This window comes from Bradyrhizobium sp. AZCC 1578 (genome assembly GCF_036924675.1).
Lineage (GTDB): Bacteria > Pseudomonadota > Alphaproteobacteria > Rhizobiales > Xanthobacteraceae > Bradyrhizobium.
Map to the genome: position 1 here is coordinate 2,377,143 of NZ_JAZHRZ010000001.1, position 16,092 is coordinate 2,393,234.

The following is a 16,092-nucleotide window of genomic DNA, read 5'->3' on the forward strand; positions in this document are numbered from 1 at the left end:
GCATTTGAGCCTGCCCTGCGTTTAGTCCGCTTGCGCCGCTACCGATTGCGCGCAACCATGGCGACCTTTCCGACGGCGTTTCCCGCCGTCATCCTCGCCATCAACGGACCTCTCAAATGACGCGGCTGCGCTGTGCAATCCTCGACGACTATCTCAATGTGGCGCTTAAGGTCGCCGACTGGTCCAAGGTCACCGACCGTGTCGACATCACGGTATTCAACCAGCCGTTTGCGAACGCGGAAGCCGCGGCCGCCGCGCTCAAGGATTTCGAGATCATCTGTGCGATGCGCGAGCGCACCCCGTTCCCGCGCACCATGTTTGCAGGCCTGCCCAACCTAAAACTCCTGATCACCTCGGGCTTGCGCAATGCCGCCATCGATATGGAGGCCGCCAAGGACCATAAGGTGGTGCTGTGCGGCACGAAATGGGGCCGCGACCCGACGGCGCCGCTGACCATGGGCCTGATCCTGGAGCTGACCCGCAATATCGGCCGCGAAAACGCCCGCATGCATGCCGGCGAGCCGTTGCAGGCACATGTCGGCATGGAGATCGAGGGTCGCACGCTCGGGGTGATCGGCCTCGGCAAGCTCGGCACCAAAGTATCGAAGCTGGCGCAGGCCTTCGGCATGAACGTTATCGCCTGGAGCCAGAACCTGACTGCTGAAAAGTGCAAGGAAGTCGGCGTCAGTTATGTGAGCAAGGAAGAGCTGTTCTCGACCGCCGACATCGTCACCATCCATGTGGTGCTGAGCCAGCGCACGCGCGGGCTGGTCGGACGCGATGACCTCGCGCGGATGAAACCGACCGCCTATCTCGTCAACACCGCGCGCGGGCCGATCGTCGACGAAGACGCGCTATTGGAAGCGCTGACGCAAAAGATGATCGCGGGCGCCGGCGTCGACGTGTTCTCGGTCGAGCCGCTGCCGGTCGACCATCCCTTCCGCAAGCTCGACAACATGGTGCTGACGCCGCATCTCGGCTACGTCACCGAGGACAGTTTTCGAAACCACTATCAGCAGATGGTGGAAGGCATCGACGCCTGGTTCAACGGCGAGCCGAAGCAGCGGCTCGCCTGAGAATGGCCGATCTCGCTCCCAACCAAAAACATCGAAAACAACCCCATGCAAAGTAGCAGGCAGCCGCTGGCATCGAGACTCCGAGCGTCCGCTTGCGGGGGAGGTCGGCGCGGAGCGCCGGGTGGGGGCTCTCTCCACTCGGGCAGTATCGCCCGCGGAGACACCCCCACCCGAGCCCTCCCCCGCAAGCGGGAGAGGGAGCGCACCTTCTGCGTGGTCGCAGTCAAATCTAATTTCACCAAGCTTTAGTCACGCTTACGCTGCGTGCTGCGTGGTTGCGCCGCTGGCGACCTCTGCAAATCCCTGACGCCACGACGGATGCGCCGGCTGCCAGCCTAGCTCCCGCCTGGCCTTGGCGTTGGAGCTTGCCTGCACCTCGGTCATCATGGAAACCAGGTGCTCGCCGGCGAACAACCGGCCGAGCCAAGCCGGCACGCGAATCGGCGGCCTGGCTCCGACCAGCGTGGCAAGCGCAGGCAGCCACTCGCCGACCGGCGCAGGGTCGTCGTCGACGATGCTGTAGATTTCGCCTGATATGCCGCGCTCGATGGCAGCGACGGTAGCGGACGCCGCATCATCGACATGGATGAACGACCACCTTCCGCCACCGCCGCCGATCAGCGGCACGCGGCGGCGCTGCACCTGTGCGATCATCGCGCGTGAGAGCATGCCGGTGTCGGGGCCATAGAACGATCCATATCGCAGGACGATCCCTTCGAGATTCGCCGAGCTGGTGACGGCGTCCTCCAGATACTGAATCGCGTCCAGCGTGCGGCGCAGTTGTTCCGGCGGATCGAAATCGAGCGGATCGGCCTCCGTCTTGATCGGGTCGCCGCTGCGGCCGTAGGTCCAGCCGCAGAAGCTCTGGGCGATGAGGCGCTTCACGCCGGCCCCACGGGCAGCCGCCAACAGAAAATCGGTGCCCTGCGTGCGCAATCGATTGGTGCTGGCGAACGCACGATCGAAATGTCTGAGATCCGTGACCCCGGCAAGATCGGTCATCTGGTCGATGATGACATCCGGCTTCGCTGCAAGCACTGCGGCGCGAATGGCCGACGCGTCGAGCCCATCGGCGATAGCAGGTTCCGCGCCCATCCGTCTGATGATCGCGGCCTTCGCCGTCGTTCGCGTCGTGCCAACGACGGAATGACCGGCCGCAATCAGGGCGGCAACGAGTGGACGGCCCACAGCGCCAGTGGCGCCTGCAACAAAGATCCGCATGGCAAATCCTCCTGCTGCTGCCCCACAATTATGGCCGGCAGGTAGTCGAAGGAAATGTGAATTCAAGCGCGCGAATGTGGCTGAAGGCCCACCCGGACTTGTTCCGCAAAGGCCAAGCCGCATCGCGCGCGGATCGACAACAAAAAGGCGCGCCGTGGGCGCGCCTTCGAAACGTCGTTGTGACTGAGACTCTTACCGAATCGTGACCGGCGCGGGCAGCGGCGGCACCACCGCCGGCTGCGCACTGGGAGCGGGCGCCAGTTGGGCCTGTGCCGGACGGGGGGCTGCGGCAGCCGGGCCAGCGGCGGGCGGCGGAGCGGCTGACGCGCTAGCGGTATTGGCGGGCGGAGGGCCGCCCGGCATCACCACCACGCGGGTACCGACCTTGGCGCGCTCGAACAGGTCGGAGACGTCCTCGTTCAGCATGCCGATACAGCCCGAGGAGACGAACTTGCCGATCGTCGAAGGCTGGTTGGTGCCGTGGATGCGGTAGATGGTCGAACCCAGATACATTGCACGTGCGCCGAGCGGATTGCCGGGGCCGCCGGCCATGAAGCGCGGCAGATAGGGCTGGCGCTCGATCATCTCGGTCGGCGGATGCCAGTCCGGCCACTCGGCCTTGCGGCTGATCTTCTGCACGCCGTTCCAGGTGAAGCCGTCGCGGCCGACGCGGACGCCGTAGCGAATCGCACGTCCGCCACCGAGCACGTAGTAGAGGTGGGTATTGGCGGTATCGACGACGATGGTGCCCGCGGGCTCCTTGGTCGTGAAGGCCACTTCCTGGCGGCGCAGATGCGGCGGAAGCTGCGCAGGGCCGACTTCCGGCTGCTCTTCCGGCGGCAGCGCGGCGAGTTGCACCGGCTTGCCATCAGCTCCAACGGCGGGTTGCTGCGACTGCGGGAGCGCGCCAGTGGCGGCGGGCGCGGCCGCCGGTGCAGCGCCGATGGCCCCCGGCGGGCGCAGGCCGGCGCGGTCGTCGTTCGGATAGACGATACCGGCGCCGGGAATGCGGCTATCGCCGCGGTCCGAATAGACCGGCTGCTGCGCACCAGGCGGGCGGTCCGCATAGATGACCGGCGGCGGACCGGCCGGGCGGCCGTAACGCGGATCGTCGGGCGAAAGGATCGGGCCCGTCGGCGTCGCGGCGCCACGGTCCGAATAGGCCGGGCCAGCGGCCGGCCGGCCATAGCGCGGGTCGTCCGGAGAAAGGATGGGGCCGGTGGGCACCGGGGCGCCGCGGTCCGAATAGACCGGGGCGGGCGCCGGGCGGCCATAACGGGGATCGCTGGGCGACAGCACCGGGCCGGGCGGCGGCAACGCAGCCGAACTCGGCGCGTTCGGCGCCTCGTCGTCTTCCAGTCCGTCGAAATCAGGGTCGCCGGGGCGGCGATCGTCAACCGCATAGCCACCGGGCACGTACGGTCCCGGAGCTGTCGAATAGGTCTGGCCGGGAGCTGACGGATAGCTCTGCGCATGGGCGAGCGAAGTTCCCGCCATGCCAGCGGCAATGGCGGCACAAATCGTCAAAATGCGGTTGTTCATCATCGCCTTTGTATAGACCCCAAGCCCCACCGGACGGTTAACGGCAGATGACGGAACATCGCGGCGCATTCAAGACAAATCCACGAAATTCGGCCCAAGCCAGCCATTTGTGATCGCGGCCAAGCTGCGGCAAAGATGCCTCAGGACGGCGGAAATCGCCATCGGCGGGTGGTGCGCGACGTCGAACCGCAGATTTTGTAACGAAAAGCCGCCCGGCATTGAGATATTCTCAAATCGGCCTGATTCGCGTGCACCCCCACCCCGCCGCATCCGGCCCGCACAGTGGTCACCGCGTTCCCTTGGCAAGCAATAACCCTTCAGAGATCAAGGAGGGTGGAACCCTGGTCCATGCTTCCCGGCTTTCGTTTTTTGTTCATCGCTATCGTGCTGTCGACGTCGATTCTGGTTTTTGGTCTTGGCGCTGCCGCCCTGTTGCGGGCCGCGCATGAGGAATTTGCCAATCTTCCCTCTCGACGGGCGGCGCCCGAGCCGATGTTCGCCCGCCAGATTGACGAGCAGCCGCCGACGCTGGCGCTGCTGCGCATCGACACGCCAGTCGTGCAGAACCCCACGGAGAGCGTTCCGGCCGCCACCGCTCCGGAAGCAACCGCGGACACCCCGGCACCGCCGACTGCGGACGCCAGTCCGGCTGAGCCCGAGAAACTGGCAGTGCTGAAGCCGGCAGAACCGATGCAAGTCGAAGTCGCCAAGGAAGTTGCAAAGGATGCCGCCAGGCCGGAACCTCTCGCGCGAGAGGCAAGCGCGGAGACCCCGCCCGCTCCCGCAGCCGAAGCTCCCGCTACCAATACGGAACTGAAGCTCGCCGCCATCCTGGAGACGCCCGGACCTTCAGCCGTGGCGACCCCGTCGTCCCCGGCCGAGCCGGCGACGGAGGCAGCTTCACCTGAAGGCAGCCTCGCTGCGACCCGGATCGCGACGCTCGGCGGTCCCGCCGTCCTCATCGATGAAAAGACATCGGCCACGGAAGCGAAGCCGGATCGCAGCGCAATCAAGAAGCAGGCTGCACAGCGGGCCCGGGAAAAGCGGCGAATTGCGGCGGCGCGCCGCGCACGTCTGGCACGTGAGGCAGCGCTGACTCTGCAGCAGCAGCAACCCAATCCGTTCTTTCCGCTCCCGATGACGAGCGCGACGAGGTAACGTCCAAAATTTGAGGATCAGGCCGGGCCGGTCGCAACCGGGGGACCGTCGGCTGCGCCCCACTGCGTCCACGAACCGTCATACAGCGCCGGGTTCTCGACGCCGAGACGATAAAGCGCCAGCGTCAGCACGGCGGCGCTGACGCCGGATCCGCAGCTCGTCACGATCGGTACATCGAGCTTCACGCCGGCGCCTGAGAACGCCGCCCGCAACTCATCGAGCGGCTTCATCGTCCCGGTCGCGGCATCGAACAAATTGTTGTAGGGCAGGCTGAGGCTACCCGGGATGTGCCCGGAGCGAAGTCCTGGCCGCGGCTCGGCAACCTTGCCCTGATAGCGTTCATTGGCGCGCGCATCGATCACCTGCTCGGCGCGGGTCGCGAGGTTTTCGACCAATTGCTGCATGCTGCGCGTGCGCCGCGCATCGAACGTCGCCTTGAACGTCGAAGGCTTCGGCGTCACCTGCCCGCTCTCGACCTTGCGGCCTTCCGCGACCCACTTCTTCAGGCCGCCATCGAGCACGCGCACGTCCTTGCCGAACGACAGAAACATCCACCACACCCGGGGTGCAGCGACCCAGCCGCCGGAATCATAGACCACGACGGTGTCGTCATTGCCGATCCCAAGCGCGCCGACGTCACGGCCGAATTGCTCGGCGGGAGGAAACATGTGCGGCAGCGGATTGGAATGGTCGGACACCGCATCGACGTCAAAGAACACCGCGCCCGGAATATGCGCGGCGAGATAGTCGTCTTTCGGCAACGGCATCACGCCCGGCATCTTGAACGTGGCGTCGACGATTTTGACGTTGGGATCGTTCAGGTGCGCGGCGAGCCATTCGGTGGAGACGAGCGGGTCAGTGGTGGTGGGCATGGAATTGAAGTCTCCGGCATTTGCTGAGATCGTCATTGCCGGGCTTGACCCGGCAATCCATCGTTCTTCGGAACGATTCACTTCAGGGTGGACACGCGGGGTCAAGCCCGCGTGTGACGAGCTGCCCTATTTCTTCTTCGGCTCCCATTTCTCGACCGGACCGCCAGCGTCGCGCCAGGCGGCGAAGCCGCCACCCATATGCGCAACCGGCTTCAGGCCCATGTCCTGCGCGGTCTTGGCCGCGAGCGCCGAGCGCATGCCGCCGGCGCAATGGAAGATGAACTTCTTGTCCTCCTGGAAGATCGGCTTGGCATAGGGGCTTTGCGGATCGATCCAGAATTCCAGCATGCCGCGGGTGCAGGAGAACGCGCCGGGAATCTTGCCTTCGCGTTCGATCTCGCGGGGATCGCGGATATCGACGATCACGACGTTGGGATCCTGCGCCGCCTTGATGGCCTCAGTGGCGCTGACAGTCTCGATCTCGGCATTGGCTTCGTCGATCAGGGATTTGATACCGCGGTGAATGGTCTGGGGCATTTGTTACCTCTTTATGCTTGTACCTGCCCTCGCGTGTCCCGGACGCGGCGCGGCACGGAGTGACGCGACGCAGAGCCGGGACCTACATCGCGGCCAACCGATGGGCCCCGGCTCTGCAGCGCACCGCTGGCGCGCTGCGCTGCGTCCGGGGCGCGAAAGCCGTTACCGCACCAATTCCTTCATCGCGCTTTCGAGGCCTTCGATCGTGATCGGATACATCCGATCCGAAAGCAGCCGGCGGATGATGGTGGTGGATTCCGAATAGTCCCAGTGTTTCTGCGCCACCGGATTGAGCCACACCGTATGCGGATAGGTGCGCGTGATGCGCTCCAGCCAGACCGCCCCGGCTTCCTCGTTCACATGCTCGACCGAGCCGCCCGGCACCATGATCTCATACGGTGACATCGAGGCGTCGCCGACGAACACCACCTTGTAGTCGTGCGGATATTTGTGCAGCACGTCCCAGGTCGGCGTGCGGTCGGTGAAGCGACGCTTGTTCTGCTTCCACACGCCTTCATAGAGGCAGTTGTGGAAGTAAAAATATTCCATGTGCTTGAACTCGGACTTCGCGGCCGAGAACAACTCCTCGACCTGCTCGATATGGGAATCCATCGAGCCGCCGATGTCGAAGAACACCAAAACCTTCACCGCGTTGCGCCGCTCGGGGCGCATGTGCACGTCGAGATAGCCGTGGTTGGCGGTCTCCCTGATCGTGGTGTCCAAATCGAGTTCGTCGGGCGCGCCGGTACGGGCGAATTTGCGCAGACGGCGCAGCGCGATCTTGATGTTGCGGATGCCGAGCTCGACATTGCCGTCGAGGTCTTTGAACTCGCGCTTGTCCCACACCTTCACGGCGCGGTTGTTGCGGTTCTTCTCCTGCCCGATTCTGACGCCTTCGGGATTGTAGCCATGGGCGCCGAACGGCGAGGTGCCGGCGGTGCCGATCCACTTGTTGCCGCCCTGATGGCGGCCCTGCTGTTCCTTCAGGCGTTGGCGAAGCGTCTCCATGAGCTTGTCCCAGCCCATCGCCTCGATCTGCTTCTTCTCTTCCTCGGTGAGGTATTTTTCCGCGAGCTTCTTCAACCATTCGGCGGGAATGTCCGCCTTCTCCATGGCGTCCAGCAGGCTTTCCAGCCCTTTGAACACGGTGCCGAAGACGCGGTCGAACTTGTCGAGGTTGCGCTCGTCCTTCACCAAAGCGGCGCGGGAGAGATAGTAGAAATTCTCCACCGTCTGATCGGCAAGGTCGGCGTCGAGCGCCTCCATCAGCGTCAGATATTCGCGCAGCGTCACCGGGACCTGCGCGTCGCGCAACGATGTGAAGAATTGCAGAAACATAGGTTACAGATTGCCCGCCGGGCGGCACACGTCAAGGGCCAGAGCCTCTCAAAGGCCGGCGCATGGCTGTCAGGCCTAGACCGGGTGGGTTTTTCAATTACAATTGACCTGTAAAAGGCTTATTCCGGCAGGGGAAATTCAATGGGAATCGTAGCGGCGCTGGTCATTGGCGGTATTGCGGGCTGGCTTGCCGGGTTGATCGTGCGCGGCGCAGGCTTCGGGCTGATCGGCAATATCGTGATCGGCATCATCGGCGCGCTGCTGGCGAGCTGGCTGTTGCCGCAGCTCGGCGTCAGCCTCGGCGCAGGCTGGATCCGCGATATCGTCAACGCCACGATCGGCGCGGTGATCATCCTGGTGATCCTGTCACTGATCAGACGCTGACGAAGCCGCAGCAACTCCAATCGCGACCGCCGGACCGGCGGTCGTTTACTGTTCAGGCCGCGAGCGGCTGACGAACGAACCACAAGGCAAACGGATAGATGAAATTTACCGGCACCAAGGACTATGTCGCCACCGACGACCTCAAGGTCGCCGTCAACGCCTCGATCGTGCTCGAGCGCCCGCTGCTGATCAAGGGCGAGCCGGGCACCGGCAAGACCGTACTGGCGGAAGAAGTCGCCAAGGCGCTCGGCGCGCCGCTTCTGACCTGGCACATCAAGTCGACCACCAAGGCGCAGCAGGGCCTTTACGAATACGACGCGGTGTCGCGGCTGCGCGACAGCCAACTCGGCGATAGCAGGGTTTCCGACATCTCCAACTACATCAAGCGCGGCAAATTGTGGGAAGCTTTTACCCACGAGAAGCGCCCGGTGCTTTTGATCGACGAGATCGACAAGGCCGACATCGAGTTTCCGAATGACCTCCTGCTCGAACTCGATCGCATGGAGTTCTTCGTCTACGAGACCGGCGAGAACATCAAGGCGAGCCTGCGCCCGATCGTGATGATCACCTCGAACAACGAAAAGGAACTGCCGGACGCGTTCCTGCGCCGCTGCTTCTTCCACTACATCAAGTTTCCGGACGCCGACACCATGGGCCGGATCGTCGACGTGCACTTCCCCGGCATCAAGAAGCGCCTGGTGGAGGAAGCCTTGCGCATCTTCTTCGAGGTGCGCGAGGTGCCGGGCCTGAAGAAGAAGCCCTCGACCTCGGAGCTGCTCGACTGGCTCAAGCTCTTGCTGAACGAGGACATCACCCCGGAGATGCTGCGGGAGCGCGATCCGCGCAAGCTGATCCCGCCGCTGCACGGCGCGCTCTTGAAGAACGAACAGGACGTGCACCTGTTCGAGCGGCTGGCGTTCCTCAGCCGACGCGAAGTGTAATTCGCTGACGACTGCGACGCCAGAACCTGAGGTTCTGGCGTTTTGCTTTTCAGAACACGACCAACAAAAAAGAACAGGGAAGATGAACGTTCAAAGCCAGATCGACGCAACGTCGCCCCGCACGACGGAGCATTTCGACGTCCTGATCGCGGGCGCCGGCATCTCCGGTGTGGGCGCCGCCTATCATCTAACCACGCAGTGCCCGGGAACGACGTTCGTGGCGCTCGAAGCGCAAAAGACCTTCGGCGGCACCTGGACCACCCACCGCTATCCCGGCATCCGCTCCGACAGCGACCTGCATACCTTCGGCTACCGCTTCAAGCCGTGGACGACAGCGCCGATCGCGAGCGCTGCGGAAATCCTCAAATACATGGGCGAGGTGATCGAGGAAAACGATCTCGCCCGTCACATCCGCTACCGGCACACCATCACCTCGGCCAAATGGTCGAGCGAGGAAAACCTCTGGACCATCGAAGCCACGCGCACCGACACCGGCGAGAGGCTGCGCTTCACCACCAATTTCTTCTGGATGTGCCAAGGCTATTATCGTCACACCGAGGGCTATACGCCGGAGTGGAAAGACATGGCCAAGTTCAAGGGCCCGATCGTCCATCCACAGAAATGGCCTGACGACCTCGACTACAAGAACAAGCGCGTCGTCGTGATCGGCTCGGGCGCTACCGCAGCGACGCTGATCCCGGCGCTGGCTCCCGATTGCGCGCACGTCACCATGCTGCAGCGTTCGCCCACGTATTTTCGCACCGGGCGCAACGCGATCGAAATCGCCGAGGAGCTGCGGAAACTGCAGGTCGACGAGACCTGGATCCACGAGATCACGCGGCGCAAAATCCTGTTCGACCAGGACGCCTTCACCCGCAAGACATTCAATGAGCCGGAAGCGGCTAAGAAGGATTTGTTGTCGGCGGTCGAAGCCTATCTCGGCAAGGACTACGACATTGCAATGCACTTCACGCCAAAATACCGGCCGTGGCGGCAACGCATCGCCTTCATTCCCGATGGAGACCTGTTCCAGGGCATCAAGTCCGGCAAGGCTTCCGTCGTCACCGACGAGATCGAGAGCTTCACAGAGAAGGGAATCCTGCTGAAATCCGGCAAGGAGCTGGAGGCCGACATCATCATCACCGCGACCGGCTTCAATCTCTGCGCCACCGGCGACATCGAGTTTGCCATCGATGGCAAGCCGCTCGACTTCGCCGATACCGTGACCTATCGCGGCATGATGTTCACCGGCGTGCCGAACCTCGTCTGGGTGTTTGGTTATTTCCGCGCGAGCTGGACCCTGCGCGTCGACCTCGTTGCCGACTTCGTCTGCCGGCTGCTCACGCACATGAAAGAGACCGGAGCGAAAAAGGTAACGCCGCAGCTTCGTCCCGAAGACCACAACATGCCGCTACTGCCGTGGATCGATCCGGAAAACTTCAACCCCGGCTACATGATGCGCGGCATGCACTTGCTGCCCAAGCGCGGCGACAAGCCGGAATGGCAGCACAACCAGGACTACTGGGCCGAGAAGGACGAATTCCCGGCGATCGACCTCAAGGACAAGGCGTTTGTTTACGGCTGAGGCCGGTCGGCTGATGATCAGACTGAGTGACGGGGACATCCCGTCACTCGACATCAGCGGGGACGTGCCTCAATCAGATTGAAGCGGCCGGCCGGATGACTCGTGACCAGATCGAAGCCGCTCTGGTCGAGCAATTCGCGGTACTGTCGCTCGGTGCGCTCAAGTCCTCCGGGCCCGCGAAGCATGTTCAGATCGCTCAGCGCCTGCTCTCTGTCCTCGTCCGCCATGGATGGCCTCTCCGGCATCAGCCGTTCCACCAGAAGCAGTTTGCCTTCGCCCGGGAGCGCCTTGCGACAGTTTTGCAGGATCGTGACACTGCGCGCATCATCCCAGTCGTGAATGATGCTCTTGAGGATGATCGCATCAGCGATCGCCGGCACGGTCTTGAAGAAATCGCCGGCCACAAATTCCACGCGGTCATCGACACCGATCTGTCTGAGATGCTTGCTCGCGGCCTCGGCACATCTCGGAAGATCGAAAACAGTTCCGCGCAGTTTGCTGTTTTGCTGCGCGATAACGCCGAGCAATTCGCCGGATCCGCCGCCGACGTCCATCAGGTGGCGTATCCCGCTGAAGTCATAGGACTGAAGGACATTCGGTGTGACAAGACGGGTAAGCTCCACCATCGCCACATTGAACTTGTCCACAATCTCAGGCGTCCGGCCCATCAGCTCGAAGCTGTCATCGACGCCTTGCAGTTGCGCTGCGGTCTTGCCGGTCATGATGGATTCAAGCATTCCGCTCCAGGATTTTGAAATCAGTTCGGTCTCAAGGATTGCCCAGCCCTTGACCGAATGTTTCGCGGAGCTATCGAGGCAGGCACCCATATCCGTCAACGCATAGCGATCTTCGCCGCTGCGCGAACAGATGCCGATGGTGGAAAGCGCGGTAAGCAGGCGTCCGAGCGAACGCTCATCCGCCCCGGTTGCCTTGGCGAGCTTGCCGACCGTCTGCGGTCCGTAGCTCAACAACTCGGCGAGCCCGAGTCTGGCCGCGACATAGATCACCGCCGTAACACGTTGCGACTGGATCAAATCGAAAAGCCTGAGGGCCGATACTTGAGATGACATCGCGCCTCCTGTTGTCGTGATTGTTGATCTCCCTGCGGACTTGCGCGCTTGACCATCAAGCGTGGCGCCTAACCGGGATGAATGAAATGAACCAACTCACAAAACTCATGTATACTATAAAGGTATTTTGATACTTCAAATTCGGTATTATTTGCCAAACGATCGCGATCATTGTATACAGACTGAACCCAAGACGAAGGAGTGCAGCCATGCCGTCCTCATTCCCCCTCAATGCCTGGTACGCCGCTGCCTGGGACGTCGACATCAAGCATGCGCTGTTTCCGCGCACGATCTGCGGCAAGCATGTCGTGATGTACCGCCAGTCCAACGGGCGGGTCTGCGCGCTGGAGGACGCCTGCTGGCACCGCCTGGTGCCGCTCTCGAAGGGACGGCTCGACGGCGATACCGTCGTCTGCGGCTATCACGGGCTGAAATTCAATGCGCAGGGCCGCTGCACCTACATGCCCTCGCAGGAGACCATCAACCCGTCCGCCTGCGTGCGTTCCTATCCCGTGGTTGAGCGCCATCGTTTCATCTGGCTGTGGATGGGCGATCCGGCGCTGGCAGATCCGGCGCTGGTGCCGGATATGCACTGGAACGACGATCCCGCCTGGGCCGGCGACGGCAAGACCATTCACGTCAAATGCGACTACCGCCTCGTCGTCGATAATCTGATGGACCTGACCCACGAAACCTTCGTGCATGGCTCCAGCATCGGCAATGATCACGTGGCCGAAGCCCCGTTCGACGTCACCCATGGCGACAAGACGGTCACCGTGACGCGCTGGATGAAGGGCATCGACGCGCCGCCGTTCTGGGCCGCGCAGTTGCAGAAGCCGGGCCCGGTCGACCGCTGGCAGATCATCCATTTCCAGGCGCCCGGCACCGTCAACATCGACGTCGGCGTGGCGCCCGCCGGCACCGGCGCGCCGGAAGGCGACCGCTCGCAGGGCGTCAACGGCTTTGTGCTCAACACCATGACGCCGGAGACCGACACCACCTGTCATTATTTCTGGGTCTTCGTCCGCAATTACCGGACGACCGAACAGAAACTGACCACCGAAATTCGCGAAGGCGTGTCGAACATCTTCCACGAGGATGAAATCATCCTCGAAGCGCAGCAGCGCGCGATGGACGAGAATCCAGACCGCACGTTCTACAATCTCAACATCGATGCGGGGGCGATGTGGGCGCGGCGCGTGATCGACCGGATGGTGGCGCGCGAGAGCGCACCGCAGGCCATGCAAGCTGCGGAGTGAGGAAATGAGCGAGCGCGACGCCGAACGTTCCGTGTCGCAGACCGTGCGGGCGCAGCTCGCGCTGCGCGACATGATCCTGTCCGGGCGGCTGCGCCCGGGCGAACGCATCTCCGAATTGCAGGCGGTCGACATCACCAGCGTTTCGCGGACCCCGGTGCGGCTGGCGCTGGTCCGGCTGGAGGATGAAGGCCTGCTGCAGGCGATCCCGTCCGGCGGCTTCATGGTGAAAGCGTTCACCGAGCGCGACATTCTGGATTCGATCGAGCTGCGCGGCACGCTGGAGGGCCTCGCCGCGCGCTTTGCGGCCGAGCGCGGCGTCAGCGCGCGTAGCCTTGAGCCGCTCAAGGAGTGCCTTGCCGATCTCGACCAACTGGTTCGGCAGGACCCGATTTCGGTCGAAGCCTTTTCCGCCTATGTGACGATGAACGCGCGGTTTCACGCGCTGCTGAACGAATTGTCCGCCAGCGCGCCGCTGATCCGGGAGATCGACCGCGTATCGGCGCTGCCGTTCGCTTCGCCAAGCGCGTTCGTGATGGCGCAGTCGGCGCTGCCGGAAGCGCACCAGATCCTGCTGATCGGGCAGGATCATCACCGCGTGGTGGTCGATGCGATCGAGAACCGCGAGGGCGCGCGGGCCGAAGCCGTGATGCGCGAACATTCCCGCCTCGCCGCGCGCAACCTGCGGCTCGCGATCCGGAACCGCACGCATCTCGATTTGCTGCCCGCGCTCGCCCTTTTGAAATCGCCAGTCGAATAGAGATAGCCCATGCGTTTTGCCGAGCAATGGAGCTGGTGCACCGTCGAATCGATCCGCGACGTGACGCCGACGATCCGCGAGTTCCGCCTGCGTCCTGAAAGCGGCCGACTAGCGCCCTACCCGGCAGGCAGCCATATCGGCGTCTCCGTGCTGATCGACGGACAGCCGGCGCGGCGCTCCTATTCGCTGGTGGAGAACAGTGACGCCGGCACTTATCGCATCGCGGTGCGGCTGGCGCCGGATAGCCGCGGCGGCTCGCGCGGCATGTGGAATTTGCGAGCTGGCGCGCGGATCGAGATCTGCAACCCGAGCTCGCTGCTGGAGATCGATTGGACGCGGCGAAATTATTGCCTGATCGCTGGCGGCATCGGCATCACGCCGATGACAGGCATCGCAGCCGCACTCCGGCGCAGGCATATCGACGCCCCGCTGCATTATGCCGTGAAATCGCGCGGCGACGCGGCCTTCTTGGACGAACTGACGACGCTGCTCGGCGACCGGCTGAACGTCTACGCCTCCGACGAAGGCGCGCGGCTCGATCTCGACGCCACCTTCCGCGCGTTGCCGGATGACGCCATCGCCGTGATGTGCGGGCCGATGCGGATGCTGGAGGCGGCGCGGCGCGCCTGGAACGAGGCAGGTAGAGCGCCCGCCGATCTCCGCTATGAGACCTTCGGCTCCAGCGGCTTGATGCCGACGGCGGAATTCCGGGTGCGGCTGAAGGATACGGACACCGAACTGGTGGTGCCGCAGAACAGCTCGATGCTCGACGCGCTGAACGGCGCCGGCTTCGAGGTGATATCGGACTGCCAGCGCGGCGAATGCGGCGTCTGCGCGGTCGACGTCGTCGCGGTCGAGGGCGAGATCGACCACCGCGACGTGTTCTTCAGCGATCAGCAGAAGCAGGACAACCGCAAGATCTGCCCGTGCGTGTCACGCGCGATCGGTGTCGTGACCATCGATACGCTGTACCGGGCTGAGGCTGTCTAGTTTAGCGCTCGGACAGGCGGATTATCTGGCGCCCGCTATTCATCGCCTTGAGATTGTTGACGTACTCCTCAGGGCGCTGCCAGCGGTGAGGAACTTTCAATCCCATGAATTCCGCGATGTCACCGATGAACGCAGTGCAATTGGTTGTTTCGGCGTTCCAGACCGGTGAACTCGCCTGCAATTTCTTGATGTAGGCGAAAACCCTTTTTGCGTCCGGCTCATTCAAGTAAACGCGATAACTAGCGGTCAGGTACTGCGGATCAAGATCGCCATAGCTTGCCGTGGTCTCGGACGGCACCCACATCAAATGACCAAGGACATAAGCTGCGTTGTCTCCCGCAGGGGTAAGGCCTGCGACTTCAACTGCTCGCTCGCTTGTCTTCCCAAACCAGACGAAAGCGTGTCCCCAGCTCGCCGCCGTCCTGGCTCTGAAATCAACGTAGTACGGGCCCTTTGCTGATCCCGGCTTTCGAGTCGGCTGTGGCGCCGGTTTGGATTCAGTGGACGCCGCCTCACTGGAAACAAGCGCGCTCGCAGCGGCGGCGCGCTTGTGGACCTCCCGTTTCTGGGGAATGAAACGTTCCGAGCGGGCGCGAGTGTCAATCTCGCGTGCCGAAGCTGATTGGGTTTTGCACTGGAGCAAGACAGCGAGTGCGAATCCCGCAAGCAAGCATATTCCCAACCACTTCGGCCGATTTGCCACGCTTCGCCCTTCAACTGTCGACGATAAAGGTCAGATTCCGCGAGACCTTAAATCAATACCGCGCATAGGGCCGCGGCGGCGCGACAGGCGTCTTGCCGATTGGGGTCTTCCCGATTGGGGTCTTGCCAATCGGCATCTTTCCGACTTGGGCCGTCTGATAGACGGGCTGTCGGCGCGGAATGTCGGCAGCACCAGCGGCAGTCACCACGGCAAGCGTTGCACCGACAACAATCACAGTCTTCATCACGGTACTTTTCCTCCAGGTTAGAAGAAACAAGGCAGCAAACTGCTGCGGCGTTCTCCTCAGACCCGCCGTGAGCATGAGCGTCGGAATACGTCGACAGTGCGGCAGATCAGACACGTTCGAGGGATAGGTCTACAGTGCGGCATATATGAGACATGTTGGAACCTCGACCCTATTCGGTCGATGGTGCGATAGCCGAACGCCATTGTCGCGCCAATCCATCCGATGGCGATGCCAAGGCGATATTGACAACGGGCCTACGTTGTTCGGCTTTGGGCAAACTCGTAAGTCCGGAGGTGATCGGCAATAGACGGAGGCTGCCATGTGGGCAGCCTCTCTCCATGCCTTCTATCTCCACGTCGCCGCCTGCCCCCGTCATGGGGACTCATCCCAACGTGGAGATGAAACGACAGGG

At 62.9% G+C, this 16,092-nt stretch carries 16 protein-coding genes; 8 read left to right on the forward strand and 8 right to left on the reverse strand.

Features of this window, described 5'->3' with window-relative positions:
* Positions 1-116: 116 nt before the first annotated feature.
* A complete protein-coding gene (locus V1290_RS11595; RefSeq protein WP_334364526.1) occupies positions 117-1,076 on the forward strand; it encodes a D-2-hydroxyacid dehydrogenase family protein in 960 nt (319 codons plus the stop codon).
* Positions 1,077-1,331: 255 nt separating this feature from the next.
* Here the strand turns inward: V1290_RS11595 and V1290_RS11600 are convergent, their stop codons facing one another.
* A complete protein-coding gene (locus tag V1290_RS11600; protein WP_334364527.1) occupies positions 1,332-2,297 on the reverse strand; it encodes an NAD-dependent epimerase/dehydratase family protein in 966 nt (321 codons plus the stop codon).
* A gap of 192 nt (positions 2,298-2,489) precedes the next feature.
* A complete protein-coding gene (locus V1290_RS11605) occupies positions 2,490-3,842 on the reverse strand; it encodes a L,D-transpeptidase (protein ID WP_334368996.1) in 1,353 nt (450 codons plus the stop codon).
* 345 nt (positions 3,843-4,187) lie between these two features.
* Between V1290_RS11605 and V1290_RS11610 the strand changes: the two genes are divergently transcribed.
* Positions 4,188-4,997, forward strand: coding sequence for a hypothetical protein (locus tag V1290_RS11610; protein ID WP_334364528.1), 810 nt, complete (start codon positions 4,188-4,190; stop codon positions 4,995-4,997).
* A gap of 17 nt (positions 4,998-5,014) precedes the next feature.
* Here V1290_RS11610 and sseA read toward each other — a convergent pair whose 3' ends face one another.
* The 3 genes from sseA to V1290_RS11625 form a co-directional block, all read right to left on the reverse strand.
* A complete protein-coding gene (sseA, locus tag V1290_RS11615; RefSeq protein ID WP_334364529.1) occupies positions 5,015-5,869 on the reverse strand; it encodes a 3-mercaptopyruvate sulfurtransferase in 855 nt (284 codons plus the stop codon).
* Between the two features lie 126 nt (positions 5,870-5,995).
* A complete protein-coding gene (locus tag V1290_RS11620; protein WP_334364530.1) occupies positions 5,996-6,406 on the reverse strand; it encodes a rhodanese-like domain-containing protein in 411 nt (136 codons plus the stop codon).
* Positions 6,407-6,568: 162 nt separating this feature from the next.
* A complete protein-coding gene (locus tag V1290_RS11625; RefSeq protein WP_213253815.1) occupies positions 6,569-7,744 on the reverse strand; it encodes a vWA domain-containing protein in 1,176 nt (391 codons plus the stop codon).
* 141 nt (positions 7,745-7,885) lie between these two features.
* Between V1290_RS11625 and V1290_RS11630 the strand changes: the two genes are divergently transcribed.
* The 3 genes from V1290_RS11630 to V1290_RS11640 all read left to right on the forward strand — a co-directional run bounded on the left by V1290_RS11630 (position 7,886) and on the right by V1290_RS11640 (position 10,654).
* A complete protein-coding gene (locus V1290_RS11630; protein ID WP_028347039.1) occupies positions 7,886-8,128 on the forward strand; it encodes a GlsB/YeaQ/YmgE family stress response membrane protein in 243 nt (80 codons plus the stop codon).
* 98 nt (positions 8,129-8,226) lie between these two features.
* A complete protein-coding gene (locus tag V1290_RS11635) occupies positions 8,227-9,069 on the forward strand; it encodes an AAA family ATPase (protein ID WP_057841802.1) in 843 nt (280 codons plus the stop codon).
* An 82-nt stretch (positions 9,070-9,151) separates the two neighbouring features.
* On the forward strand, positions 9,152-10,654 hold the full coding sequence (locus tag V1290_RS11640) for a flavin-containing monooxygenase (RefSeq protein WP_334364531.1): 1,503 nt from the start codon (positions 9,152-9,154) through the stop codon (positions 10,652-10,654).
* Positions 10,655-10,707: 53 nt separating this feature from the next.
* Here the strand turns inward: V1290_RS11640 and V1290_RS11645 are convergent, their stop codons facing one another.
* The gene (locus V1290_RS11645) at positions 10,708-11,724 is read right to left on the reverse strand and encodes a methyltransferase (protein WP_442894982.1); all 1,017 of its coding nucleotides are present in this window, start codon (positions 11,722-11,724) and stop codon (positions 10,708-10,710) included.
* Between the two features lie 209 nt (positions 11,725-11,933).
* Between V1290_RS11645 and V1290_RS11650 the strand changes: the two genes are divergently transcribed.
* Genes V1290_RS11650 through V1290_RS11660 form a run of 3 tightly spaced genes read left to right on the forward strand, consistent with a single transcriptional unit; the run spans position 11,934 to position 14,730 of the window.
* Entirely contained in the window at positions 11,934-12,983 is a 1,050-nt protein-coding gene (locus tag V1290_RS11650; RefSeq protein ID WP_334364533.1) for an aromatic ring-hydroxylating dioxygenase subunit alpha, read from the forward strand.
* A gap of 4 nt (positions 12,984-12,987) precedes the next feature.
* Positions 12,988-13,740, forward strand: coding sequence for a GntR family transcriptional regulator (locus V1290_RS11655; protein WP_334364534.1), 753 nt, complete (start codon positions 12,988-12,990; stop codon positions 13,738-13,740).
* Positions 13,741-13,749: 9 nt separating this feature from the next.
* Complete coding sequence (locus V1290_RS11660; RefSeq protein ID WP_334364535.1) at positions 13,750-14,730, forward strand: PDR/VanB family oxidoreductase; 981 nt, start codon at positions 13,750-13,752, stop codon at positions 14,728-14,730.
* 1 nt (position 14,731) lies between these two features.
* Here the strand turns inward: V1290_RS11660 and V1290_RS11665 are convergent, their stop codons facing one another.
* Entirely contained in the window at positions 14,732-15,433 is a 702-nt protein-coding gene (locus tag V1290_RS11665) for a hypothetical protein (RefSeq protein WP_334364536.1), read from the reverse strand.
* A gap of 52 nt (positions 15,434-15,485) precedes the next feature.
* Complete coding sequence (locus V1290_RS11670) at positions 15,486-15,677, reverse strand: hypothetical protein (RefSeq protein ID WP_334364537.1); 192 nt, start codon at positions 15,675-15,677, stop codon at positions 15,486-15,488.
* Positions 15,678-16,092: the final 415 nt, after the last annotated feature.

What these genes read in the sequence shown, in the direction of transcription:
- V1290_RS11595 (WP_334364526.1), top strand. Translation starts at nt 117, where the DNA reads ATGACGCGGCTGCGCTGTGCAATCCTCGACGACTATCTCAATGTGGCG.
- V1290_RS11600 (WP_334364527.1), bottom strand. Translation starts at nt 2,297, where the DNA reads ATGCGGATCTTTGTTGCAGGCGCCACTGGCGCTGTGGGCCGTCCACTC.
- V1290_RS11605 (WP_334368996.1), bottom strand. Translation starts at nt 3,842, where the DNA reads ATGATGAACAACCGCATTTTGACGATTTGTGCCGCCATTGCCGCTGGC.
- V1290_RS11610 (WP_334364528.1), top strand. Translation starts at nt 4,188, where the DNA reads ATGCTTCCCGGCTTTCGTTTTTTGTTCATCGCTATCGTGCTGTCGACG.
- sseA (WP_334364529.1), bottom strand. Translation starts at nt 5,869, where the DNA reads ATGCCCACCACCACTGACCCGCTCGTCTCCACCGAATGGCTCGCCGCG.
- V1290_RS11620 (WP_334364530.1), bottom strand. Translation starts at nt 6,406, where the DNA reads ATGCCCCAGACCATTCACCGCGGTATCAAATCCCTGATCGACGAAGCC.
- V1290_RS11625 (WP_213253815.1), bottom strand. Translation starts at nt 7,744, where the DNA reads ATGTTTCTGCAATTCTTCACATCGTTGCGCGACGCGCAGGTCCCGGTG.
- V1290_RS11630 (WP_028347039.1), top strand. Translation starts at nt 7,886, where the DNA reads ATGGGAATCGTAGCGGCGCTGGTCATTGGCGGTATTGCGGGCTGGCTT.
- V1290_RS11635 (WP_057841802.1), top strand. Translation starts at nt 8,227, where the DNA reads ATGAAATTTACCGGCACCAAGGACTATGTCGCCACCGACGACCTCAAG.
- V1290_RS11640 (WP_334364531.1), top strand. Translation starts at nt 9,152, where the DNA reads ATGAACGTTCAAAGCCAGATCGACGCAACGTCGCCCCGCACGACGGAG.
- V1290_RS11645 (WP_442894982.1), bottom strand. Translation starts at nt 11,724, where the DNA reads ATGTCATCTCAAGTATCGGCCCTCAGGCTTTTCGATTTGATCCAGTCG.
- V1290_RS11650 (WP_334364533.1), top strand. Translation starts at nt 11,934, where the DNA reads ATGCCGTCCTCATTCCCCCTCAATGCCTGGTACGCCGCTGCCTGGGAC.
- V1290_RS11655 (WP_334364534.1), top strand. Translation starts at nt 12,988, where the DNA reads ATGAGCGAGCGCGACGCCGAACGTTCCGTGTCGCAGACCGTGCGGGCG.
- V1290_RS11660 (WP_334364535.1), top strand. Translation starts at nt 13,750, where the DNA reads ATGCGTTTTGCCGAGCAATGGAGCTGGTGCACCGTCGAATCGATCCGC.
- V1290_RS11670 (WP_334364537.1), bottom strand. Translation starts at nt 15,677, where the DNA reads ATGAAGACTGTGATTGTTGTCGGTGCAACGCTTGCCGTGGTGACTGCC.